Origin of the sequence: Streptomyces sp. NPDC017940, assembly GCF_044328435.1 — a bacterium.
In the GTDB taxonomy this organism is placed as follows: Bacteria; Actinomycetota; Actinomycetes; order Streptomycetales; family Streptomycetaceae; genus Streptomyces.
On record NZ_JBIRHJ010000008.1, the window covers coordinates 188,598 to 205,869 of the forward strand.

A 17,272-nucleotide genomic window follows, 5' to 3' on the forward strand; every position below is an offset into this window, starting at 1 on the left:
GCCACTGGGCCACGCCGCCCGTCTACGTTGAACATTGAATAATTGGGCGGGCATCGCAAGCGATAACCCCGCCATTGAAAAACCGTCGCCCCGTTGACAAGGATGACGACACGTGTGACGTCCGTCATTCGCGCCGACGCCCCGGACCGAGTAGGGGGAAGCCTGTGCAGGACGCAGCGGCGCAGGCGGTGGCGCCCGTCCCGGCCGCGACCGAGCGCGCCACCCGGCTCCGGATGGCGGCGCCCGCGCGCGGCGGCGACCCCGGCGACCGCCGGCATGTGCCGCACGAGCCCGAGGAGTTGTGCGAGGCGGGCCGTGCGCTGTACGCGCGCGCCCTGCGCGAGTGCGGTCTGCACCGCGAGTCCGTCGCCGACGCGCCCTGCCTCCTCGACTCCGGGCTCCTGCACCCGCAGGCCGACGACCCTGCCTGGCTGCTCCCCACCCCGCCCCTGGTGGCCCTGCCCCGTCTCCTCGCGGGCATCGAGGCCCGGGTCGCCCGGCAGCGCGGGCGCGCGTCGCGGCTCGCCTCCGCCTTCGAACCCTTCCTCCAGCTCGCCCCCGCCGCCGTCCCCGACACCACGGCGTCCCTCGTCACCGTGCTCAAGGGCACGACCCGTATCAGGCGGGCCGTCTGGCAGGCACTCGCGGACGCGTCGCAGGAGGCGCTCGGCATCCACCCGGGCGACCCGGACCGACCGCAGCTGCTGCCCCACAACGAGCCCTGGCGCCTGGCCGACTTCGCCGAGCGCGGGGGCCGCCTGCGTACGCTGTCCCCGCCGGAGTCCGCCTTCGACTCGCTGCCGGGGCGCGCGCACCCGGGCCGGCCGGTCCTGTCCTGCGAGGTCCGCACCCTCGACGAACTCCCGCCCTGCCTGCTCATCTTCGACCGCACCATCGCCTTCATCCCGGCCGTCGACGACGGCGGCATCGTCTTCGAACTGCGCTCCCCGGCCCTGGTCGGCTACCTGGCCACGGCCTTCGACATCATGTGGCGCCTCGCCACACCCCTGTACCGCGACGACACACCGCGACCGCCGGTCCACGCGGTCAGCCAGGTGCAGCGCGTCATCGCCCGCATGCTCACCGAGGGCCACACCGACGCGGAGATCGCGCACCGCCTTGACATGAACGTACGCACCGTCCGGCTGCACGTCGCCAAGCTCGCGGGCCTGCTCGGCAGCAGCAGCCGCACCCAACTCGGCTTCCTCATCGGCCGCTCGGGCCTCCTGGACCGACACGCCTAGCCGGGCGACGCGTGCCCGACCCCCCTGGAGGTGGCACGGCCATGCCCGTGGAGCGGAAACCGTACGAGTGGGAGCCCGCCCGGGTCGCGTGGGCCGCGGGGCCTGCGCGGGGCGAACCGGAACCCGCCCGTGAGCAGGCGGAGCACGCCCGGGACGCCCCGCAGCACGCCCGGGACGCCCTGGAACACGGCCGGGACGCCCCGGAACACCCCCGGGGTTACCCGGAGCACGCAGGCGACGAGGCGGAGCACGCCCGCGACCAGACGGAGCACGCGAGGGACGACGCGGAGCACGCCCGCGACGAAGCAAGCGGGCAAGGCGGCGCCCGGCACCGGCCGCACGGGCCCGGGCACCTGTGCGCGCCCGCATCGGCCCTGTACGCGCGTGCCCTGCGGGCGGGCCGTGTGCACGGCCGGGAGGCCGAAGCGGTGCCGTGCCTCGTGGACTTCGGTCTTCTGCACCCGGACGCCGACGACCTCCAGTGGCTGCTGCCGAGCGAGCCCACCGGGGCCCTGCTCAGGCTGCTGCGCGGGTTCGAGGACGAGGTGGCCCGTGAACGCCGCCGCGAGGCGGAGCTGACGGCGGCGTTCACGCCCCTCCTCGGCCTCTCCACCGGCACCGGGGCCACCAGGCCCCACGCGGGCCCCGGGGCGCCGCTCCACGGCGCCCCCGGCCCCCTCAAGGCCGCCCCCGGCAGCGACAGCACCGCCGCCGCGCTCGACGAGGCCGCCTCCCGGTGTGCCCGGGAGGTCCTCACCATCCAGCCGGGCGGCTTCCGGCCCGTCTCGGACCTCGGCACCGCGCCGTCCAGGGAACAGGCCCTGCTGTCCCGCGGCTGCCGGATGCGCACCCTCTACCAGCACACCACCCGGCACGCCCTGCCCGTGCTCGCGCACTTCGAGCGCCTCGAGGGGGACGTCGAGGTGCGCACCCTGAGCGAAGTCCCCGGGCAACTGGTGGTGTTCGACCGCACGGTCGCCTTCTTACCGGGCGGCCCGGACCTCTCCGAGGCCCTGGAGATCCGCACCCCGGCCGTCGTCGGCCACCTGGCCGCGCTCTTCGACCGGCTCTGGCGCCTGGCCACCCCGATGCACCCGCATCCGGCCGCCCCCCAGCCCGCGAGGGACGGGGTGACCGCCCGGCAGCGGACCATCGCGGAACTCCTCGTCGAGGGCCTCACGGACGCCGGCATCGCCGACCGGCTCGGCATGAACGTGCGGACCGTACGGGTCCACATCGCCAAGCTCGCCCGCACCCTGGGCAGCACAGGACGCACCCAACTCGGCTACCTCATCGGCCGCTCGGGCATCCTGGGCCCCCACTGCCCGTACTGAATCACGCGCATCCGGAGAACCACGTCACCTACGTCCGGAAATGGGCGCACTTGCGCCCACCCCCGCCCGTTGCACCGCAACAAGATGACGGTGGCGGAGCGTGCGCGGGCGTTGCATCGTAGTGACAGCGGCAAGGAACGGCCAGTCCCGCAAGCGGTACTGGAACCGGCCCGGTCCCGGCCGCGAGGTGGCTCTGTTGTGGTCTCCCCCCGCAGAGCCGCGCTTCCCTAAGGGTCGCCCCGGTTCGGCTACGTCCCGTGGCCGGCCGGGGCGCTCACGGCCACGGGGGGCGTGAGCGCCCCGGCACGCCGCGGGCGGCCCGCACAGCGCCGAACCGCGACGCCTCAGGCACGCGTCGCGGTCTCGCCCGCCCACTCCCGCAACAGCCGCTCCCGCTCGTCCCTGCGGGGCGTGCCGCCCTCGTGCGCGCGCCCCCACGCCGCCATCGAGTCCAGCGTCGTCAGGAGCGTGCCGGCGCCCTCGGTGAGCCGCGAGAGCAGGGCGCGGGACAGGTCGTACTCGGTCTGGCTGTATCCGGAGGCCGCGGCGGCGTACGCCGTCAGCTCGATCTCCTCCTCGGGCGTCCCCACGCACACCGTCATCGTCGGCGCCTCGTCGTTGCCGCCGAGGCCCACCGTGAGCGCGAGGTCGACGACCACGCCCACCTGCCGCCGCAGGGACTTCACGGGAACGTCCTCGACGGTGAGGCTCCGCACGTCGTCCCAGAGCCACAGGCCCGCCTGCTGGTGGCCGAGCCCGGTGACGCCCTCGGGTGTCAGGCGCACCCCGGGGGCCAGACCCGACGGCTTGGCGCCCACGTACACATCGCCCTCGGCGATCCAGAACAGCCCCACCATGGCCATGAATGTCCCCCGGTCCCTCGGCACGCGGCGTGCCACCGCGCCCAACTATAAGGAGTTCGGGCGGGCCGCCTCCGTTCCCCCGAGGGGCCTCGGTTAAGGTGCCTTGCCCCCACGGCACGCCCCTCCCCCCACGCCTGTCTCCCGCTTCTCCCGTGCAACGGAAGGGAACTTCAGCCGTGATCCAGCAGCACCGTCCCACTCCCGCTCGTCGGCGCGACCGCAAAGCCTGGTTCGTCCCCGCGGCCGCCGCGGCAGCGGTTCTCGCCGCCGGGCTCACCGCCGCCCTCGTCGCCCCGGCCACCGCTTCGGGCTCCTCCGGCCAGACCGGTGCGGCCGCCGCGGCCGCGTCCCTCAAGGCCCCGGCGAAGTTCACTGCCGGGTCCGGGCGGGACGCCAACTCCCTGTCCTGGGCGGCCTCCACCGGCGCGCGGAAGTACGAGGTGCACCGGGCTCCGGCCGCGGGCGGCGCGTACTCGCGCATCGGCACGGTGACGTCGACGAGGTTCACCGACGACAAGGCCGTGCCGGACGTGGCGTACAGGTACAAGGTGCGGGCCCTGGGGACGGCCTCGCAGGTCTCCCCGTACTCGACCGTCGCACGGGCCACCCGCGACACCCTCGCCCCGCTGCCGCCCCAGGACCTCACCGCCCGTGCGGGCGAGGGGCCCGGGACACCCCTGGTCTGGCGCAGCGGCGGCACGGACGCCGTGTCGTACACCGTCTACCGGACCACGTCCCCCAACAGTCCCTCGACGAAGGTGGGCACGTCCGGCACGACGTCGTTCCGCGACCTCGGGCCGCTGGAGGAGGACCAGTTGTACATCTACTACGTCACCGGTACCGACGCCGCGGGGAATGAGTCCGAGGCCTCGCAGTGGGAGACCGTGCGCTAGTCGGTGACCACGACCACGCACTGGTCCGTGACCACGAGCGTGCGCCGGCCCGTGACCACGGACGGGCCGGGAGCCCCCGCGAGGGAACTCCCGGCCCGTCCGTCACTGTCCTGCTGTCACCGCCCGGAGGCCGTCACGTCCGGAGGCAGTCACCGCCCGGAGGCAGTCACCGCCCGGAGGCCGTCACCGCCCCGGGAGCGCGCGTCCGCTCGGCTCAGGGCTCCGGCGATCTCTTCGGCCGCCACACCACGAGCGCGCTCGCCTGCTGGACGTCCTGATAGGGCACCAGGTCCCTGCGGTACGAGGCGTGCACCGCGGCCTCGCGCTGCCGCATCGCCGTCGCGGCGCCCTCCACGGCCGACGACAGCTCGGCCACCCGGGACTGGAGCGCCGCGACCTGGTTCTCCAGCTCGATGATGCGCTTGATGCCCGCCAGGTTGATGCCTTCCTCCTGCGACAACTGCTGCACGGTGCGCAGCAGTTCGATGTCGCGGGCGGAATACCGCCGGCCCCGGCCGGCCGTGCGGTCGGGCGAGACGAGGCCGAGGCGGTCGTACTGCCTGAGGGTCTGCGGATGCAGGCCGGAGAGCTGGGCCGCCACCGAGATGACGTACACCGGGGTCTCGTCCGTCAGCTGATACGGGTTGCGCCGGCGGCCGTCCCGCTCCATGAGGTCACGCTCCCTTCGCGGCCTTGAACAGTTCTGCCCGCGGATCGGTGTCCGCAGTCGCGTCGCGGTACGCCTCCAGGGCTTCCTGTGCGGCGGGCGACAGCGTGGTCGGCACCGCGACCTCCACCGTCACGAGCAGATCGCCGCGGGTGCCGTCCTTGCGGACCGCGCCCTTGCCGCGTGCGCGCATGGTGCGGCCGTTGGGCGTGCCCGGGGGCAGCTTCAGGGTGACGGAGGGGCCGCCGAGGGTGGGCACCTTGACCTCGCCGCCGAGCGCCGCTTCCGCGTACGTCACCGGCACGGTCACCGTCAGGTTGTCGCCCTTGCGGCCGAAGACCGGGTGGGCGTCGACGTGCACGACCACGTACAGGTCGCCCGCCGGGCCGCCCCGCTCGCCGGGTCCGCCCTTGCCGCGCAGCCGGATCCGCTGGCTGTCGGAGACGCCCGCGGGGATGCGCACCTGCATCGTGCGCGACGACTTGGCGCGGCCCGAGCCCTTGCACACCTCGCAGGGGTCCTGGGCGATGAGGCCGCGGCCCTTGCAGTCCACGCAGGGGTCGGTCAGCGAGAAGCCGCCGCCACCGCCGCGCGAGACCTGGCCCGTGCCCACGCACGTCGGGCAGACGCGCGGCGTGCCGTTCTTGTCGCCGGTGCCCGAGCACGCCTTGCACGGGGCCTGCGACGACATGCGCAGCGGAACCGTCGCGCCGTCCACCGCCTCCGTGAAGCTCAGCGTGACCTCGGACTCGACGTCCTGGCCGCGGCGCGGCTGGGTGCGGCCCCCCGCGGTCGCGCCGCCGCGGTTGAACAGGCCCCCGAAGACGTCACCGAGGCCGCCGCCGAAGCCACCCGCGCCGGCCGTGCCCCCGCCCGGGGCGCCGCCTCCGAAGAGGTCCCCCAGGTCGAAGTTGAACGATCCGCCGCCGGCGCCTCCGGGGCCCGGCCTGAATCCGCCGTTGCCGAAGAGCGCGCGGGCCTCGTCGTACTCCTTGCGCTTCTTGGGGTCGCCGAGGACGTCGTTCGCCTCGGAGATCTCCTTGAAGCGCTCCTCGGCCTTGGCGTTGCCCGTGTTGGCGTCCGGGTGGTTCTCGCGGGCGAGCTTCCGGTACGCCTTCTTGATCTCGGCTTCGGTGGCGTCCTTGGGGACGCCGAGGACCTTGTAGTAGTCCTTCTCGATGAAGTCCTTGGTGCTCATCCCCGACGCCCCTCCTTCCATGTCATCCGGCGGGCTGTGGCGCCGAGGTCGCCCTCGGCGCCACAGCCGCCGTCCGTCTCGGCGTCAGCCCTCGTCCGGGCCACCGCTCTCCTTGCCGTCCTTGCCGTCCGTGCTCCCGTCGGCGCCGTCGGCCTCGTCCTTCGGCTCCGGAGACGCGCTCTCGCCGCCCTCGGACGCCTCGGACTTCACCGTCTGCGCGCCGGGCTGCGGCTCGGCGACCGCGACCCGCGCGGGACGCACGACCCGCTCGCCGATGCGATACCCCGGCTGGAGAATCGCGACGCACGTCGTCTCCGTGACGTCCGGCGCATAGCTGTGCATCAGCGCTTCGTGGATCGTCGGGTCGAAGGGCTCGCCCTCCTTGCCGAACTGCTGAAGACCCATCTTGGCGACGACGGTCTCCAGCGACTCGGCGACCGACTTGAAGCCGCCGACCAGCTCGCCGTGTTCCCGCGCGCGGCCGACGTCGTCGAGCGTGGGGAGCAGCTCGGTCAGGAGGTTCGCCGCGGCGATCTCCTTGACCGTCACCTTGTCGCGCTCCACGCGCCGCCGGTAGTTCTGGTACTCGGCCTGCAACCGCTGGAGGTCCCCGGTGCGCTCGGTGAGCGCCGTGCGGACCTGGTCCAGCTGGGCGGTCAGGCCCGCTGCCTGGCTTGCGTCCCCGGCCGGGGCCGCCGGGCCCTCCTCGGTGGAGGGCCCGTCGGCCTGCGCCGCCTTCTCGTCAGGGGTGGCGCCGGAGGGGACGTCGGGCTGCTCGGCGCCGTCGCCGATACCCGGGGTCTCCTCCGTCATCAGGCAGCGCCGCCCTTCGCGTCACCGGGCTTCTCGTCGTCGACGATCTCGGCGTCGACGACGTCGTCGTCCTTGGACATGTTCGGGGCGTCGGCGCCGGGACCGGCACCTTCGGCACCGGGGGCGCCCTGCGCGGCCTGGGCGTCGGCGTACATGGCCTGGCCCAGCTTCTGGGAGACGGCCGCGACCTTCTCCGTGGCCGTGCGGATCTCCGCGGTGTCCTCGCCCTTGAGCTTGTCCTTCAGCTCGGTGACGGCGGTCTCGACCTCGGTCCTGACGTCGGCCGGGACCTTGTCCTCGTTGTCCTTGAGGAACTTCTCCGTCTGGTAGACGAGCTGCTCGCCCTGGTTGCGGGACTCGGCGGCCTCGCGGCGGGCGTGGTCCTCGTCCGCGTACTTCTCGGCCTCTTCGCGCATCCGGTTGACCTCGTCCTTCGGCAGCGAGGAGCCACCGGTGACGGTCATCTTCTGCTCCTTGCCCGTGCCGAGGTCCTTCGCGGTCACGTGCATGATGCCGTTGGCGTCGATGTCGAAGGAGACCTCGATCTGCGGGACGCCGCGGGGCGCCGGGGGCAGACCGGTCAGCTCGAACATGCCGAGCTTCTTGTTGTACGCGGCGATCTCGCGCTCGCCCTGGTAGACCTGGATCTGGACGGACGGCTGGTTGTCCTCGGCCGTCGTGAAGATCTCGGAGCGCTTCGTCGGAATCGTGGTGTTCCGCTCGATCAGCTTGGTCATGATGCCGCCCTTGGTCTCGATGCCGAGGGACAGCGGGGTCACGTCGAGGAGCAGGACGTCCTTGACCTCGCCCTTGAGGACACCGGCCTGGAGCGAGGCGCCGATGGCGACGACCTCGTCCGGGTTCACACCCTTGTTGGCCTCCTTGCCGCCGGTCAGCTCCTTGACGAGCTCGGCGACCGCCGGCATGCGGGTGGAGCCACCGACGAGGACGACGTGGTCGATCTCGGAGAGGGCGATGCCCGCGTCCTTGATGACGTTGTGGAACGGCGTCTTGCAGCGCTCCAGGAGGTCGGACGTGAGCTGCTGGAACTGGGCGCGCGTGAGCTTCTCGTCCAGGTGCAGCGGGCCCTCGGCGGAGGCCGTGATGTAGGGCAGGTTGATCGTGGTCTCGGTCGAGGACGAGAGCTCGATCTTCGCCTTCTCGGCGGCCTCGCGCAGGCGCTGGAGCGCCATCTTGTCCTTGCCCAGGTCCACGCCGTGGCCGTTGTTGAACTGCTTGACCAGGTAGTCGACGACGCGCTGGTCCCAGTCGTCACCACCGAGGTGGTTGTCGCCGTTGGTGGCCTTCACCTCGACGACGCCGTCGCCGATCTCGAGCAGCGAGACGTCGAAGGTGCCGCCTCCGAGGTCGAAGACGAGGATCGTCTGGTCGTCCTTGTCGAGGCCGTAGGCCAGAGCGGCGGCGGTGGGCTCGTTGACGATGCGCAGGACGTTCAGACCCGCGATCTCACCGGCCTCCTTGGTGGCCTGGCGCTCGGAGTCGTTGAAGTACGCAGGGACGGTGATGACGGCGTCCGCGACCTTCTCGCCCAGATACGACTCGGCGTCGCGCTTCAGCTTCTGCAAGATGAAGGCGCTGATCTGCTGGGGGTTGAAGTTCTTGTCGTCGATGTCCACCTTCCAGTCAGTGCCCATGTGGCGCTTGACGGAGCGGATGGTCCTGTCGACGTTGGTGACCGCCTGGCGCTTGGCGACCTCGCCGACGAGCACCTCACCGTTCTTCGCGAAGGCGACGACGGACGGCGTGGTCCTGGCACCCTCGGCGTTGGTGATGACGGTGGGCTCGCCGCCCTCCAGAACGCTGACGACGGAGTTAGTCGTGCCCAGGTCGATGCCGACCGCACGTGCCATTTCGATGCCTCCAGATAACTTCTTGAGTGGATCTGACTCAAGGGTGCCTCACTCGTCCCGAAGAGTCAACAGAGCTGAGTCACCCCGACTCAACTCTTATCCGCTCCTTACGCGCAAGGCCCGCATCCGCACGCGCAAGACCCGCATCCGCGCCCCCGCGCCGCACCCCAGCCGGACCGTGCGCCGTCCCGGTACGTCGCCCGCACGCCGTCCACGCGCTGCCACCTGGCCAGGGTGCCCTGAGCGACACAGATCACCGCCCGGCTGGCTACAGTGCGGCGAGGTAAGTGGGTAGTCTCGGACGGACTGCATAAGTTACCGCTTAGTAATAGCTCGACCGTGTGGATTGCCCACCCTCGCAGGCCCGAGGAGCCCCGAAATGCAACTCGCCGCGATCATCGTGTCGCTGGTCCTCATCGCAGTCGGCGTCGCCCTGTTCGGGCGTGCCATCGTGCAGATCTTCCGCTTCATGATGCTCGGCAGGCCGGTGCCCGCCGGGACGAGGAGCAACGATCCCGTACTGCGGACCCTCACCGTGGCCAGGGAGTTCCTCGGCCACACGCGGATGAACAAGTGGGGCGTCGTCGGCGTCGCGCACTGGTTCGTGGCGGTGGGCTTCTTCTCCCTGCTGCTCACGATCGTGAACGCCGTCGGCCAGCTCTTCAAGGCCGACTGGATGCTGCCGCTCGTCGGCGACTGGGCGCCGTACAACGTCTTCGTCGAGTTCCTCGGCACGATGACCGTGCTCGGCATCCTGACGCTCATCGTCATCCGCCAGCTGAACAGGCCGGACCGGCCGGGCCGCAAGTCCCGCTTCGCGGGCTCCAACACCGGCCAGGCGTACTTCGTCGAGTCGGTCATCCTCATCGTCGGCGTCTGCATCTTCACGCTGCACGCCCTGGAGGGCGCCCAGCACCACGTGGACGGCTACGAGGCCTCGTTCTTCATCTCCTACCCCCTGGTCTCCGCCTTCCAGGACCTGGACGTCTCCACCCTCCAGAACCTGACCTACTTCTTCGCGGGCCTGAAGATCGCCACGTCCTTCATCTGGATGATCACGGTCGCCCTGAAGACCGACATGGGCGTGGCCTGGCACCGCTTCCTGGCGTTCCCCAACATCTGGTTCAAGCGCAGGGCCGACGGCTCCACCGCGCTCGGCGCGCTGCTCCCGATGACGTCCGAGGGCAAGGAGATCGACTGGGAGGACCCGGACGAGGACACCGTCTTCGGCGTCAGCCAGGTCGAGCAGTTCTCCTGGAAGGGCCTGCTCGACTTCTCCACCTGCACCGAGTGCGGCCGCTGCCAGTCGCAGTGCCCCGCCTGGAACACCGGCAAGCCGCTCTCCCCGAAGCTCCTGATCATGTCGCTGCGCGACCACGCGCACGCCAAGGCCCCGTATCTGCTCGCGGGCGGCGGCAAGTCGATGGAGGGCGAGGAGAAGGCGACAGCCGAGCAGCTCGCCGACGTCCCCGCAGCCGCCCTCGCGGAGGCCGAGCGCCCCCTCGTCGGCACCCTCGATGAGGGCGGTGTCATCGACCCGGACGTCCTGTGGTCCTGCACCACCTGCGGCGCCTGCGTCGAGCAGTGCCCGGTCGACATCGAGCACATCGACCACATCGTCGACGTGCGCCGCTACCAGGTGATGATCGAGAGCGCCTTCCCCTCCGAGGCGGGCACGATGCTCAAGAACCTGGAGAAGAAGGGCAACCCCTGGGGCCTGGCGAAGAAGCAGCGCCTGGAGTGGACGAAGGAAGTCGACTTCGAGGTGCCGGTCGTCGGCAAGGACATCGAGGACCTCACCGAGGTCGAGTACCTCTACTGGGTCGGCTGCGCGGGCGCCCTGGAGGACCGCGCGAAGAAGACGACGAAGGCCTTCGCTGAACTCCTGCACATGGCGGGCGTCACGTTCGCCATCATGGGCGGCGACGAGAAGTGCACCGGTGACTCGGCCCGCCGCCTCGGCAACGAGCCGCTGTTCCAGCAGCTGGGCGCGGAGAACGTGATGTCCCTCAACGCCGCCTTCGGCGAGGAGACGGACGACGACGGCAAGGTCACCGACGAGTCGAGGAAGCCGAGGTCCGCGAAGAAGATCGTCGCGACCTGCCCGCACTGCCTCAACACCCTCGGCAACGAGTATCCGCAGCTCGGCGGCGACTACGAGGTCATCCACCACACCCAGCTGCTCCAGCACCTCATCGACGAGGGCAAGCTGGTCCCCGTGACCCCGGTCGAGGGCCTCATCACGTACCACGACCCGTGCTACCTGGGCCGCCACAACAAGATCTACACGCCGCCGCGCGAGATCATGGACAAGGTCCCGGGCCTGCGCCAGCAGGAGATGCACCGCCACAAGGAGCGCGGCTTCTGCTGCGGTGCGGGCGGCGCGCGGATGTGGATGGAGGAGCGCATCGGCAAGCGCATCAACACCGAGCGGGTCGACGAGGCGCTGTCCCTCAACCCGGACATCGTGTCCACGGCCTGCCCGTTCTGCCTCGTCATGCTCACCGACTCCGTCAACGGCAAGAAGAACGACGGCGCCGCCAAGGAGTCCCTCCAGGTCGTCGACGTCGCCCAGCTCCTGCTGGACTCCGTCAAAACGCCGGTGGACCCGGCGGGCGAGGAGGAGTCGGCGGGCGCGCCGGAGCCGGAGCCGGTGAAGTAGCCCGCCGGTACGCGAGCGTGTAGGGGCCGGTTCCGCCTCTGGGCGGAACCGGCTCTTGGCGTTCGGGATGCTGGGTGACGGGTTTCTCGCTGGCGGGTTTCCCCTTGGCGGGTTGCTCGCTGGCGCTTTTCCCGTTGACGGGCTTATCGGTGACGGGTTTCCCGGTGGCGGGGGTCCAGGTGGATTTCAGCCCGTCCGGCGCTTGAGGACGAGCGCGCAGCGCGAAGGACGGCAACCCATGCCCCCCCCGGGCGGAACCCAGGGCGGAGGCCCCCGGCCGGAGGAAGGCGTCGGTGCTGAGCCGCTCCTCGGCCCCGTCCCAGCGGGAGCCGGTGGCTATGAGGACGTAGTACGGCCCGAGCCCGCTGCGGATGTCACGGATGACCGGCCCGGCGAGCCAGCCGCCCAGGAACTCGGCCACGGGCCCGCGCCTGCCCGGCGCGGGCCCGTACCCATATCCCCCGTGCTTCCCCCGCGTTCCCCCGTGCCCCCGTGCTCCCCCGTGACCGCCCGGCGAACCCGGGCGGGGTCTCAGTACGGCTTGTCCAGCAGTACAGCTCGCACACCGCGGTACAGCTTGTTCACGGCCGTACGCGTGATCTCCTCGAAGGCGGACACGGGCGGCGCGCCCCAGTTGTTCTCCCAGGTGACGACAGTGACCGCGGCACCGTCGCGCTGGGCGCCGCTCTTGCCCAGAGCATGTGCCGCGACGCCTGCGTCACTCTTCGACCCGCCTCATCCGGCCGGATTGCAACGGAAGTTACGCCGAATACGCCCCCTTGCAGATCTCGGCTCCCTCAAGGTCACAACACGGCAACTCCCCATCTCCGCCACGCAACCTTCACACTCCTTCGCCGGTCTCCCTGAGCCAAGGTCCAGTCCGAACGGAGAGACCACCGCATGGCTCAGCGCACGCGCACCACCTCCGGCGAACCCCGCGCCCACAGACCGGGCCGCGGCCCGCGCCTGGCCGCCGCCACGGCCGCCGCGGCCCTGACGGGCGGCCTGCTCACGGCCATCGCGCCCCCGGCGACCGCGGCCACCTCGGCACCCACCGCGCCCACCGCACCCACCGCGCCCACCGCCGGACTCCCCGCATCCGACGCCGACTTCAACAACGACGGCCACGCCGACATCGCGACGTCCGCCGCCTTCACCTACGTGGGCGGCAAGAAGCACGCGGGCGCCGTCGTCGTTACGTACGGCAAGGCGGGCGGAACCGGTCGCAGCGTGGCGTACACGCAGAACAGCCCGGGTGTGCCCGGCAGCGCCGAGAAGGGCGACATCTTCGGCAACGACACCGCGTACGGGGACTTCGACGGCGACGGCTACGACGACCTGGTCGCCAGCGCGGCCGGCGAGGACGTCGGCAGTGACAAGGACGGCGGCATGGTCACCGTCCTGTGGGGTTCCGCGAGCGGCCTCAGGGGCGGCACGGCCCTGAAGGATCCGCGCCCGGCCCAGCACGACGGGTTCAGCGAGATCCTCCAGGCCGGTGACTTCAACGGCGACGGCAAGGACGACCTGGCCCTCGCCACCGGTACGACGGCGGTCGTCGACGTCTTCCGCGGCGGCTTCACGCGCGCCGGGCGGACCGGTGGGCACTCCACCGTCAAGGCGCCCGTACACAGCGGGGGCGACAACGGCGTGATGCAGCTGCACTCCGGCGACGCCGACGGCGACGGCAGGGAGGACCTGATCGTCAACGGCTACGAGCGGGACACCCCGCAGGGCTACCACGCCAACTTCTGGATCCCCGGGTCTCCTTCGGGCCCCCGCGCGTCGCGCGCCCAGAAGCTGCCGGCGGGCATCATCACCGACCTCGGTGACACCGACAGGGACGGCTACGAGGACGTCGTCATCGGCAACCACTGGGACTCCGGTATCCCGGGCTCGGCCCGCGGCGGCGCGGTGCACATCGTGCACGGCGCGGCGAACGGCCCGGCGCACGGCGAGCGGGAGAAGTTCACCCAGAACACCTCCGGCGTCCCCGGCAGCGGCGAGAAGGGCGACAACTTCGGCCACGAGTTCGACCTCGGCGACATCAACGGCGACGGCAACCTCGACCTGGTGGTCGGAGCCCCCGGCGAGACGATCGACGGCGTGCCGGACTCCGGCGCGGTGACGGTCCTGTACGGCGCGGCCGACGGCTCCGGCATCACCGGGCGCGGCGCGAAGCTCCTCACCCAGGACACCCCGGGCGTCCCCGACTCCGACGAGAAGCACGACTTCCTCGGCACGGACGTCCACATCGACGACCTGAACGGCGACGGCCGTGGCGATGTGATCGCGGGCGCGCACGGCGAGAACGGCGGCAACGGCGCGGTGTACCCCCTGCTCGCAGGTGCCGACGGCACGCTGAGGGGCACCTCCGGGGTGTACCTCTCCACGGCGGGCCTCTCCGCGAGCGGCACCCCGCGCCTCGGCGCCAACTTCGCCGACTGACCCCTCCCGCCCCCGGACCGCCCGCCCCCGGACCGCCGGCCCCCGCGACACCCCCGCGCGGGGGCCGGCCCACGCCCCGCCCTGCGGCTGTCCCCTCCGGGTCCCCCTAGGGGTTGTCACAGGTCGGCCGCAAACCCGCTCTCCTCCACAGGAGGGACGACCCCACCCCGCCGGACCGGGTACGTTCGATTCGTGGCTGGATTCAGGAGCGGACGCGGCGGCCGGGACAACCGCGCACAGCAAGGACCCCGACAGGGACCGCATCAGGGAGGGCACCCGGGCCAGGGCGGCGGTCACCAGGGACCCCGGCAGGACCCGTACGGGCAGCAGGCCCCCCAGGGCGGCCAGGCCCCGTACGGGTACCCACCCGTGTACGGAGGCGGAGGCCCGGGCCCCGGCCAGTACGGTGGCGGCCCGCAGCGGAACCCCCAGGGCGGCGGCCAGCACTACGGGAGCGCCCAGCAGTGGCCGGGGCCTGCCGGCGGTCACGGCGAACCGGAGTACTTCGGCCCCCAGGGCGGCGGTCAGGGCGGCCCACAGGGTGGCCAGGGCGGTCACCCCGGCGGCCACGGGGGTCACGGTGGCCACGCGGGCCACGGAGGACACGCGGGCCACGGAGGTCACGGCGGTCACGGCGGTCCGGCGGGCGGAGGCCACGGCGGTCCCGGTCATGGCCGGGGCGGCGGGCACGACCCGTACGCCGCCAACAACCCCGGCAACACCCAGGCCTTCTCCCTGGGCGAGGACCCGTACAACGACGGGGACACCTACCGCGCGGGCCAGGCCCCGCCAGGACCCATCGGCCCGAAGCTGCACTGGAAGGACCTGCTGCGCGGCATCGTGCTGCGCCCGGTACCGACCTTCCTGCGGATGCGGGACTACGCGATGTGGGTCCCGGCCGTCGTCGTCACGTTCCTCTACGGCCTGCTCGCCGTCTTCGGCTTCGACGAGGCCCGCGGCGACGTACTGGACGCCACGCTGTCCACGGCGGTCCCCTACGTCCTCACCACGGGCGTCGCGATCTCCCTCAGCGCGTTCATCCTCGGCGTCGTCACGCACTCCCTCGCCCGCCAGTTCGGCGGCGACGGCGCCTGGCAGCCGACGGTCGGCCTCTCCATGCTGATCATGGCGATCACGGACGCGCCGCGCGTCATCGTCGCCCTGTTCCTCGGCGGCGGCAACAACTTCGTCCAACTCCTCGGCTGGGCCACCTGGCTGGCAGCGGGCGCGCTGCTCACCCTCATGGTGAGCAAGTCGCACGACCTGCCGTGGCCGCGTGCGCTCGGCGCGTCGGCGATCCAGCTCCTGGCGATCCTGTCGATCATCAAACTCGGTACGTTCTGACGCCGCGGGACCCCGTACGACGAAAGTGGAACCCCGTACGACGAAGGGAGCCCCGGCGAGCACAGCTCACCGGGGCCTTGCCGCATGGAACGCCGCGCGGACGCCGCGTGGACGCCGCAGGGGCGCCACGTGCACGCCGCGCGGACGCTCAGGCGTCGAGAACCTGCCCCTGCCGCCGTACGACGGGCGGCTCGACGCTCCACGGGAAGTTGATCCATTCGTCGGTGCGCTTCCACACGTACTCGCACTTCACGAGCGAGTGGGACTTCTCGTAGATGACGGCGGAGCGCACCTCGGCGACGGCGTCGAGGCAGAAGTCGTGCACGAGCTTCAGCGTCTTGCCGGTGTCGGCGACGTCATCGGCGATGAGCACCTTCTTGTCGGTGAAGTCGATGGCGTTGGGCACCGGGGCGAGCATGACGGGCATGTCGAGGGTGGTCCCGACCCCCGTGTAGAACTCCACGTTCACCAGGTGGATGTTCTTGCAGTCGAGGGCGTACGCGAGCCCGCCGGCGACGAAGACGCCGCCGCGCGCGATGCTGAGCACGACGTCGGGCTCGTACCCGTCGTCGGCGATGGTCTGCGCCAGCTCGCGGATCGCACCGCCGAACTTCTCGTACGTAAGGTTCTCGCGCACGTCACTCATGGGGGATGTCACACCTGGGTCCGATGGAAGTTGAGGAAGGAACGGGAGGCGGTGGGGCCGCGCTGGTTCTGGTAGCGGGACCCGTACCGCTCGGACCCGTAGGGGGCCTCGGCGGCCGAGCTGAGCCGGAACATGCACAGCTGCCCGATCTTCATCCCCGGCCACAGCTTGATGGGCAGGGTGGCGAGGTTGGACAGCTCCAGGGTCACGTGGCCGCTGAACCCCGGGTCGATGAACCCGGCGGTGGAGTGGGTGACGAGCCCGAGCCTGCCGAGGCTCGACTTGCCTTCGAGGCGGCTTGCGAGGTCGTCGGGCAGCGTGATGACCTCGTACGTGGAGGCGAGCACGAACTCCCCGGGGTGGAGGATGAACGGCTCGTCCCCCTCCGGCTCGACGAGCCGGGTCAGATCCGCCTGCTCGACGGACGGATCGATATGCGGGTAGCGGTGGTTCTCGAACACCCGGAAATAGCGGTCGAGGCGCACGTCGATGCTCGACGGCTGCACCATGGATTCGTCGTACGGATCGATCCGCACCCGTCCGGCGTCGATCTCGGCCCGGATGTCCTTGTCTGAGAGAAGCACGCACCGAGGATACGCAGAGCGCACGGGGCCGCCCCAATCGGACGGTTCCCGCGCGCCCCGGCGTACGACGCGCCGCACGCGCCGCGCTTCCCTCAGCCGTCCGCCGCAGCCTTGGCTACGACGACCGGCCACGGCTGCCGGCTACCGCTTCCTGCGTGCGCTGCACGCGCCGCATGCGCCGCATCTCCTGCATCCACTGCCCGCGACCGCTGCCCACTTCTTCCGCTGCTCACTTCTCCCGCTGCCCGCTTCTTCCGCTGCTCGCTTCTTCCGCTGCCCGCTACCGCTTCGCGAGGGTCACGGGCACGGCGTGCCGGAGCCGGGCGCAGCGGGGGCACCGGATGAGCCGGCCGGGACCGAGCCGGTCGGCCTGCTGCATCGGGAACGAAGCGGTGCTGAACACGTGCCCTTCGGCACAACGGACGACGGTGCGCTCCATCAAGTCCACGATTCCCTTTCCCCAGAGCCGTAAAGAGAGCCGTCCACCCGCGAACGGGGACCGCATCCGGCCGACGGCGAAAGCCACATTACGGGATGAAAGGGACGCCACTCCAGGCGGCACTCCGTCCACGCGAACCCCCCGCGAGGCGGCCCCCACCGTACGCCCCAACTCCCTTCGCCCGCAGTCACCCAGACCCCACACAGCGCAGCCGGGCCCCTGGGCGGCGGCGGCCGGGGCCTGCGATGGGGTAGAGTGTGCGACGGTAC

General features: G+C 71.5%; 13 protein-coding genes. 6 read left to right on the plus strand and 7 right to left on the minus strand.

Annotated features, from left to right (window positions below; genetic code table 11):
• Positions 1 to 164 precede the first annotated feature (164 nt).
• Positions 165 to 1,244, plus strand: a complete 1,080-nt coding sequence (locus tag ACH4DX_RS27160) for a LuxR C-terminal-related transcriptional regulator (protein ID WP_398119785.1) — start codon at positions 165 to 167, stop codon at positions 1,242 to 1,244.
• A gap of 41 nt (positions 1,245 to 1,285) precedes the next feature.
• Positions 1,286 to 2,578 (plus strand): LuxR C-terminal-related transcriptional regulator, encoded by a 1,293-nt coding sequence (locus tag ACH4DX_RS27165; protein WP_398157101.1) that lies wholly within the window; start codon positions 1,286 to 1,288, stop codon positions 2,576 to 2,578.
• Between the two features lie 344 nt (positions 2,579 to 2,922).
• Here ACH4DX_RS27165 and ACH4DX_RS27170 read toward each other — a convergent pair whose 3' ends face one another.
• Positions 2,923 to 3,441, minus strand: coding sequence for a hypothetical protein (locus ACH4DX_RS27170; protein ID WP_398157102.1), 519 nt, complete (start codon positions 3,439 to 3,441; stop codon positions 2,923 to 2,925).
• A gap of 176 nt (positions 3,442 to 3,617) precedes the next feature.
• Here ACH4DX_RS27170 and ACH4DX_RS27175 point away from each other — a divergent pair, with 176 nt between their 5' ends.
• Complete coding sequence (locus ACH4DX_RS27175) at positions 3,618 to 4,334, plus strand: fibronectin type III domain-containing protein (protein ID WP_398157103.1); 717 nt, start codon at positions 3,618 to 3,620, stop codon at positions 4,332 to 4,334.
• A 214-nt stretch (positions 4,335 to 4,548) separates the two neighbouring features.
• On the opposite strand, the gene ACH4DX_RS27180 is transcribed toward ACH4DX_RS27175, so the two are convergent.
• The 4 genes from ACH4DX_RS27180 to dnaK form a co-directional block, all read right to left on the minus strand.
• Positions 4,549 to 5,004, minus strand: a complete 456-nt coding sequence (locus tag ACH4DX_RS27180; RefSeq protein ID WP_398119778.1) for a heat shock protein transcriptional repressor HspR — start codon at positions 5,002 to 5,004, stop codon at positions 4,549 to 4,551.
• Positions 5,005 to 5,008: 4 nt separating this feature from the next.
• A complete protein-coding gene (dnaJ, locus tag ACH4DX_RS27185; protein ID WP_398119776.1) occupies positions 5,009 to 6,199 on the minus strand; it encodes a molecular chaperone DnaJ in 1,191 nt (396 codons plus the stop codon).
• Between the two features lie 84 nt (positions 6,200 to 6,283).
• Entirely contained in the window at positions 6,284 to 7,012 is a 729-nt protein-coding gene (gene grpE / locus ACH4DX_RS27190) for a nucleotide exchange factor GrpE (protein ID WP_398119774.1), read from the minus strand.
• Positions 7,012 to 8,883: a molecular chaperone DnaK gene (dnaK, locus tag ACH4DX_RS27195; RefSeq protein ID WP_398157104.1), complete on the minus strand. Its 1,872-nt coding sequence runs from the start codon at positions 8,881 to 8,883 to the stop codon at positions 7,012 to 7,014. The genes grpE and dnaK overlap by 1 nt, the downstream gene beginning before the upstream one ends.
• Before the next feature lie 379 nt (positions 8,884 to 9,262).
• Here dnaK and ACH4DX_RS27200 point away from each other — a divergent pair, with 379 nt between their 5' ends.
• From ACH4DX_RS27200 to ACH4DX_RS27210, 3 genes are all read left to right on the plus strand, one after another.
• Entirely contained in the window at positions 9,263 to 11,545 is a 2,283-nt protein-coding gene (locus ACH4DX_RS27200) for a (Fe-S)-binding protein (protein ID WP_398157105.1), read from the plus strand.
• 900 nt (positions 11,546 to 12,445) lie between these two features.
• Complete coding sequence (locus tag ACH4DX_RS27205) at positions 12,446 to 13,990, plus strand: FG-GAP and VCBS repeat-containing protein (RefSeq protein WP_398157106.1); 1,545 nt, start codon at positions 12,446 to 12,448, stop codon at positions 13,988 to 13,990.
• 192 nt (positions 13,991 to 14,182) lie between these two features.
• Positions 14,183 to 15,334, plus strand: a complete 1,152-nt coding sequence (locus ACH4DX_RS27210) for a Yip1 family protein (RefSeq protein WP_398157107.1) — start codon at positions 14,183 to 14,185, stop codon at positions 15,332 to 15,334.
• A 148-nt stretch (positions 15,335 to 15,482) separates the two neighbouring features.
• Here ACH4DX_RS27210 and ACH4DX_RS27215 read toward each other — a convergent pair whose 3' ends face one another.
• The gene (locus ACH4DX_RS27215) at positions 15,483 to 15,980 is read right to left on the minus strand and encodes a phosphoribosyltransferase (protein ID WP_030561514.1); all 498 of its coding nucleotides are present in this window, start codon (positions 15,978 to 15,980) and stop codon (positions 15,483 to 15,485) included.
• An 8-nt stretch (positions 15,981 to 15,988) separates the two neighbouring features.
• Positions 15,989 to 16,564 (minus strand): dCTP deaminase, encoded by a 576-nt coding sequence (gene dcd / locus ACH4DX_RS27220; protein WP_058852439.1) that lies wholly within the window; start codon positions 16,562 to 16,564, stop codon positions 15,989 to 15,991.
• Between the last annotated feature and the right edge of the window lie 708 nt (positions 16,565 to 17,272).

What these genes read in the sequence shown, in the direction of transcription:
- ACH4DX_RS27165 (WP_398157101.1), top strand. Translation starts at nt 1,286, where the DNA reads ATGCCCGTGGAGCGGAAACCGTACGAGTGGGAGCCCGCCCGGGTCGCG.
- ACH4DX_RS27170 (WP_398157102.1), bottom strand. Translation starts at nt 3,441, where the DNA reads ATGGCCATGGTGGGGCTGTTCTGGATCGCCGAGGGCGATGTGTACGTG.
- ACH4DX_RS27180 (WP_398119778.1), bottom strand. Translation starts at nt 5,004, where the DNA reads ATGGAGCGGGACGGCCGCCGGCGCAACCCGTATCAGCTGACGGACGAG.
- dnaJ (WP_398119776.1), bottom strand. Translation starts at nt 6,199, where the DNA reads ATGAGCACCAAGGACTTCATCGAGAAGGACTACTACAAGGTCCTCGGC.
- grpE (WP_398119774.1), bottom strand. Translation starts at nt 7,012, where the DNA reads ATGACGGAGGAGACCCCGGGTATCGGCGACGGCGCCGAGCAGCCCGAC.
- dnaK (WP_398157104.1), bottom strand. Translation starts at nt 8,883, where the DNA reads ATGGCACGTGCGGTCGGCATCGACCTGGGCACGACTAACTCCGTCGTC.
- ACH4DX_RS27200 (WP_398157105.1), top strand. Translation starts at nt 9,263, where the DNA reads ATGCAACTCGCCGCGATCATCGTGTCGCTGGTCCTCATCGCAGTCGGC.
- ACH4DX_RS27205 (WP_398157106.1), top strand. Translation starts at nt 12,446, where the DNA reads ATGGCTCAGCGCACGCGCACCACCTCCGGCGAACCCCGCGCCCACAGA.
- ACH4DX_RS27215 (WP_030561514.1), bottom strand. Translation starts at nt 15,980, where the DNA reads ATGAGTGACGTGCGCGAGAACCTTACGTACGAGAAGTTCGGCGGTGCG.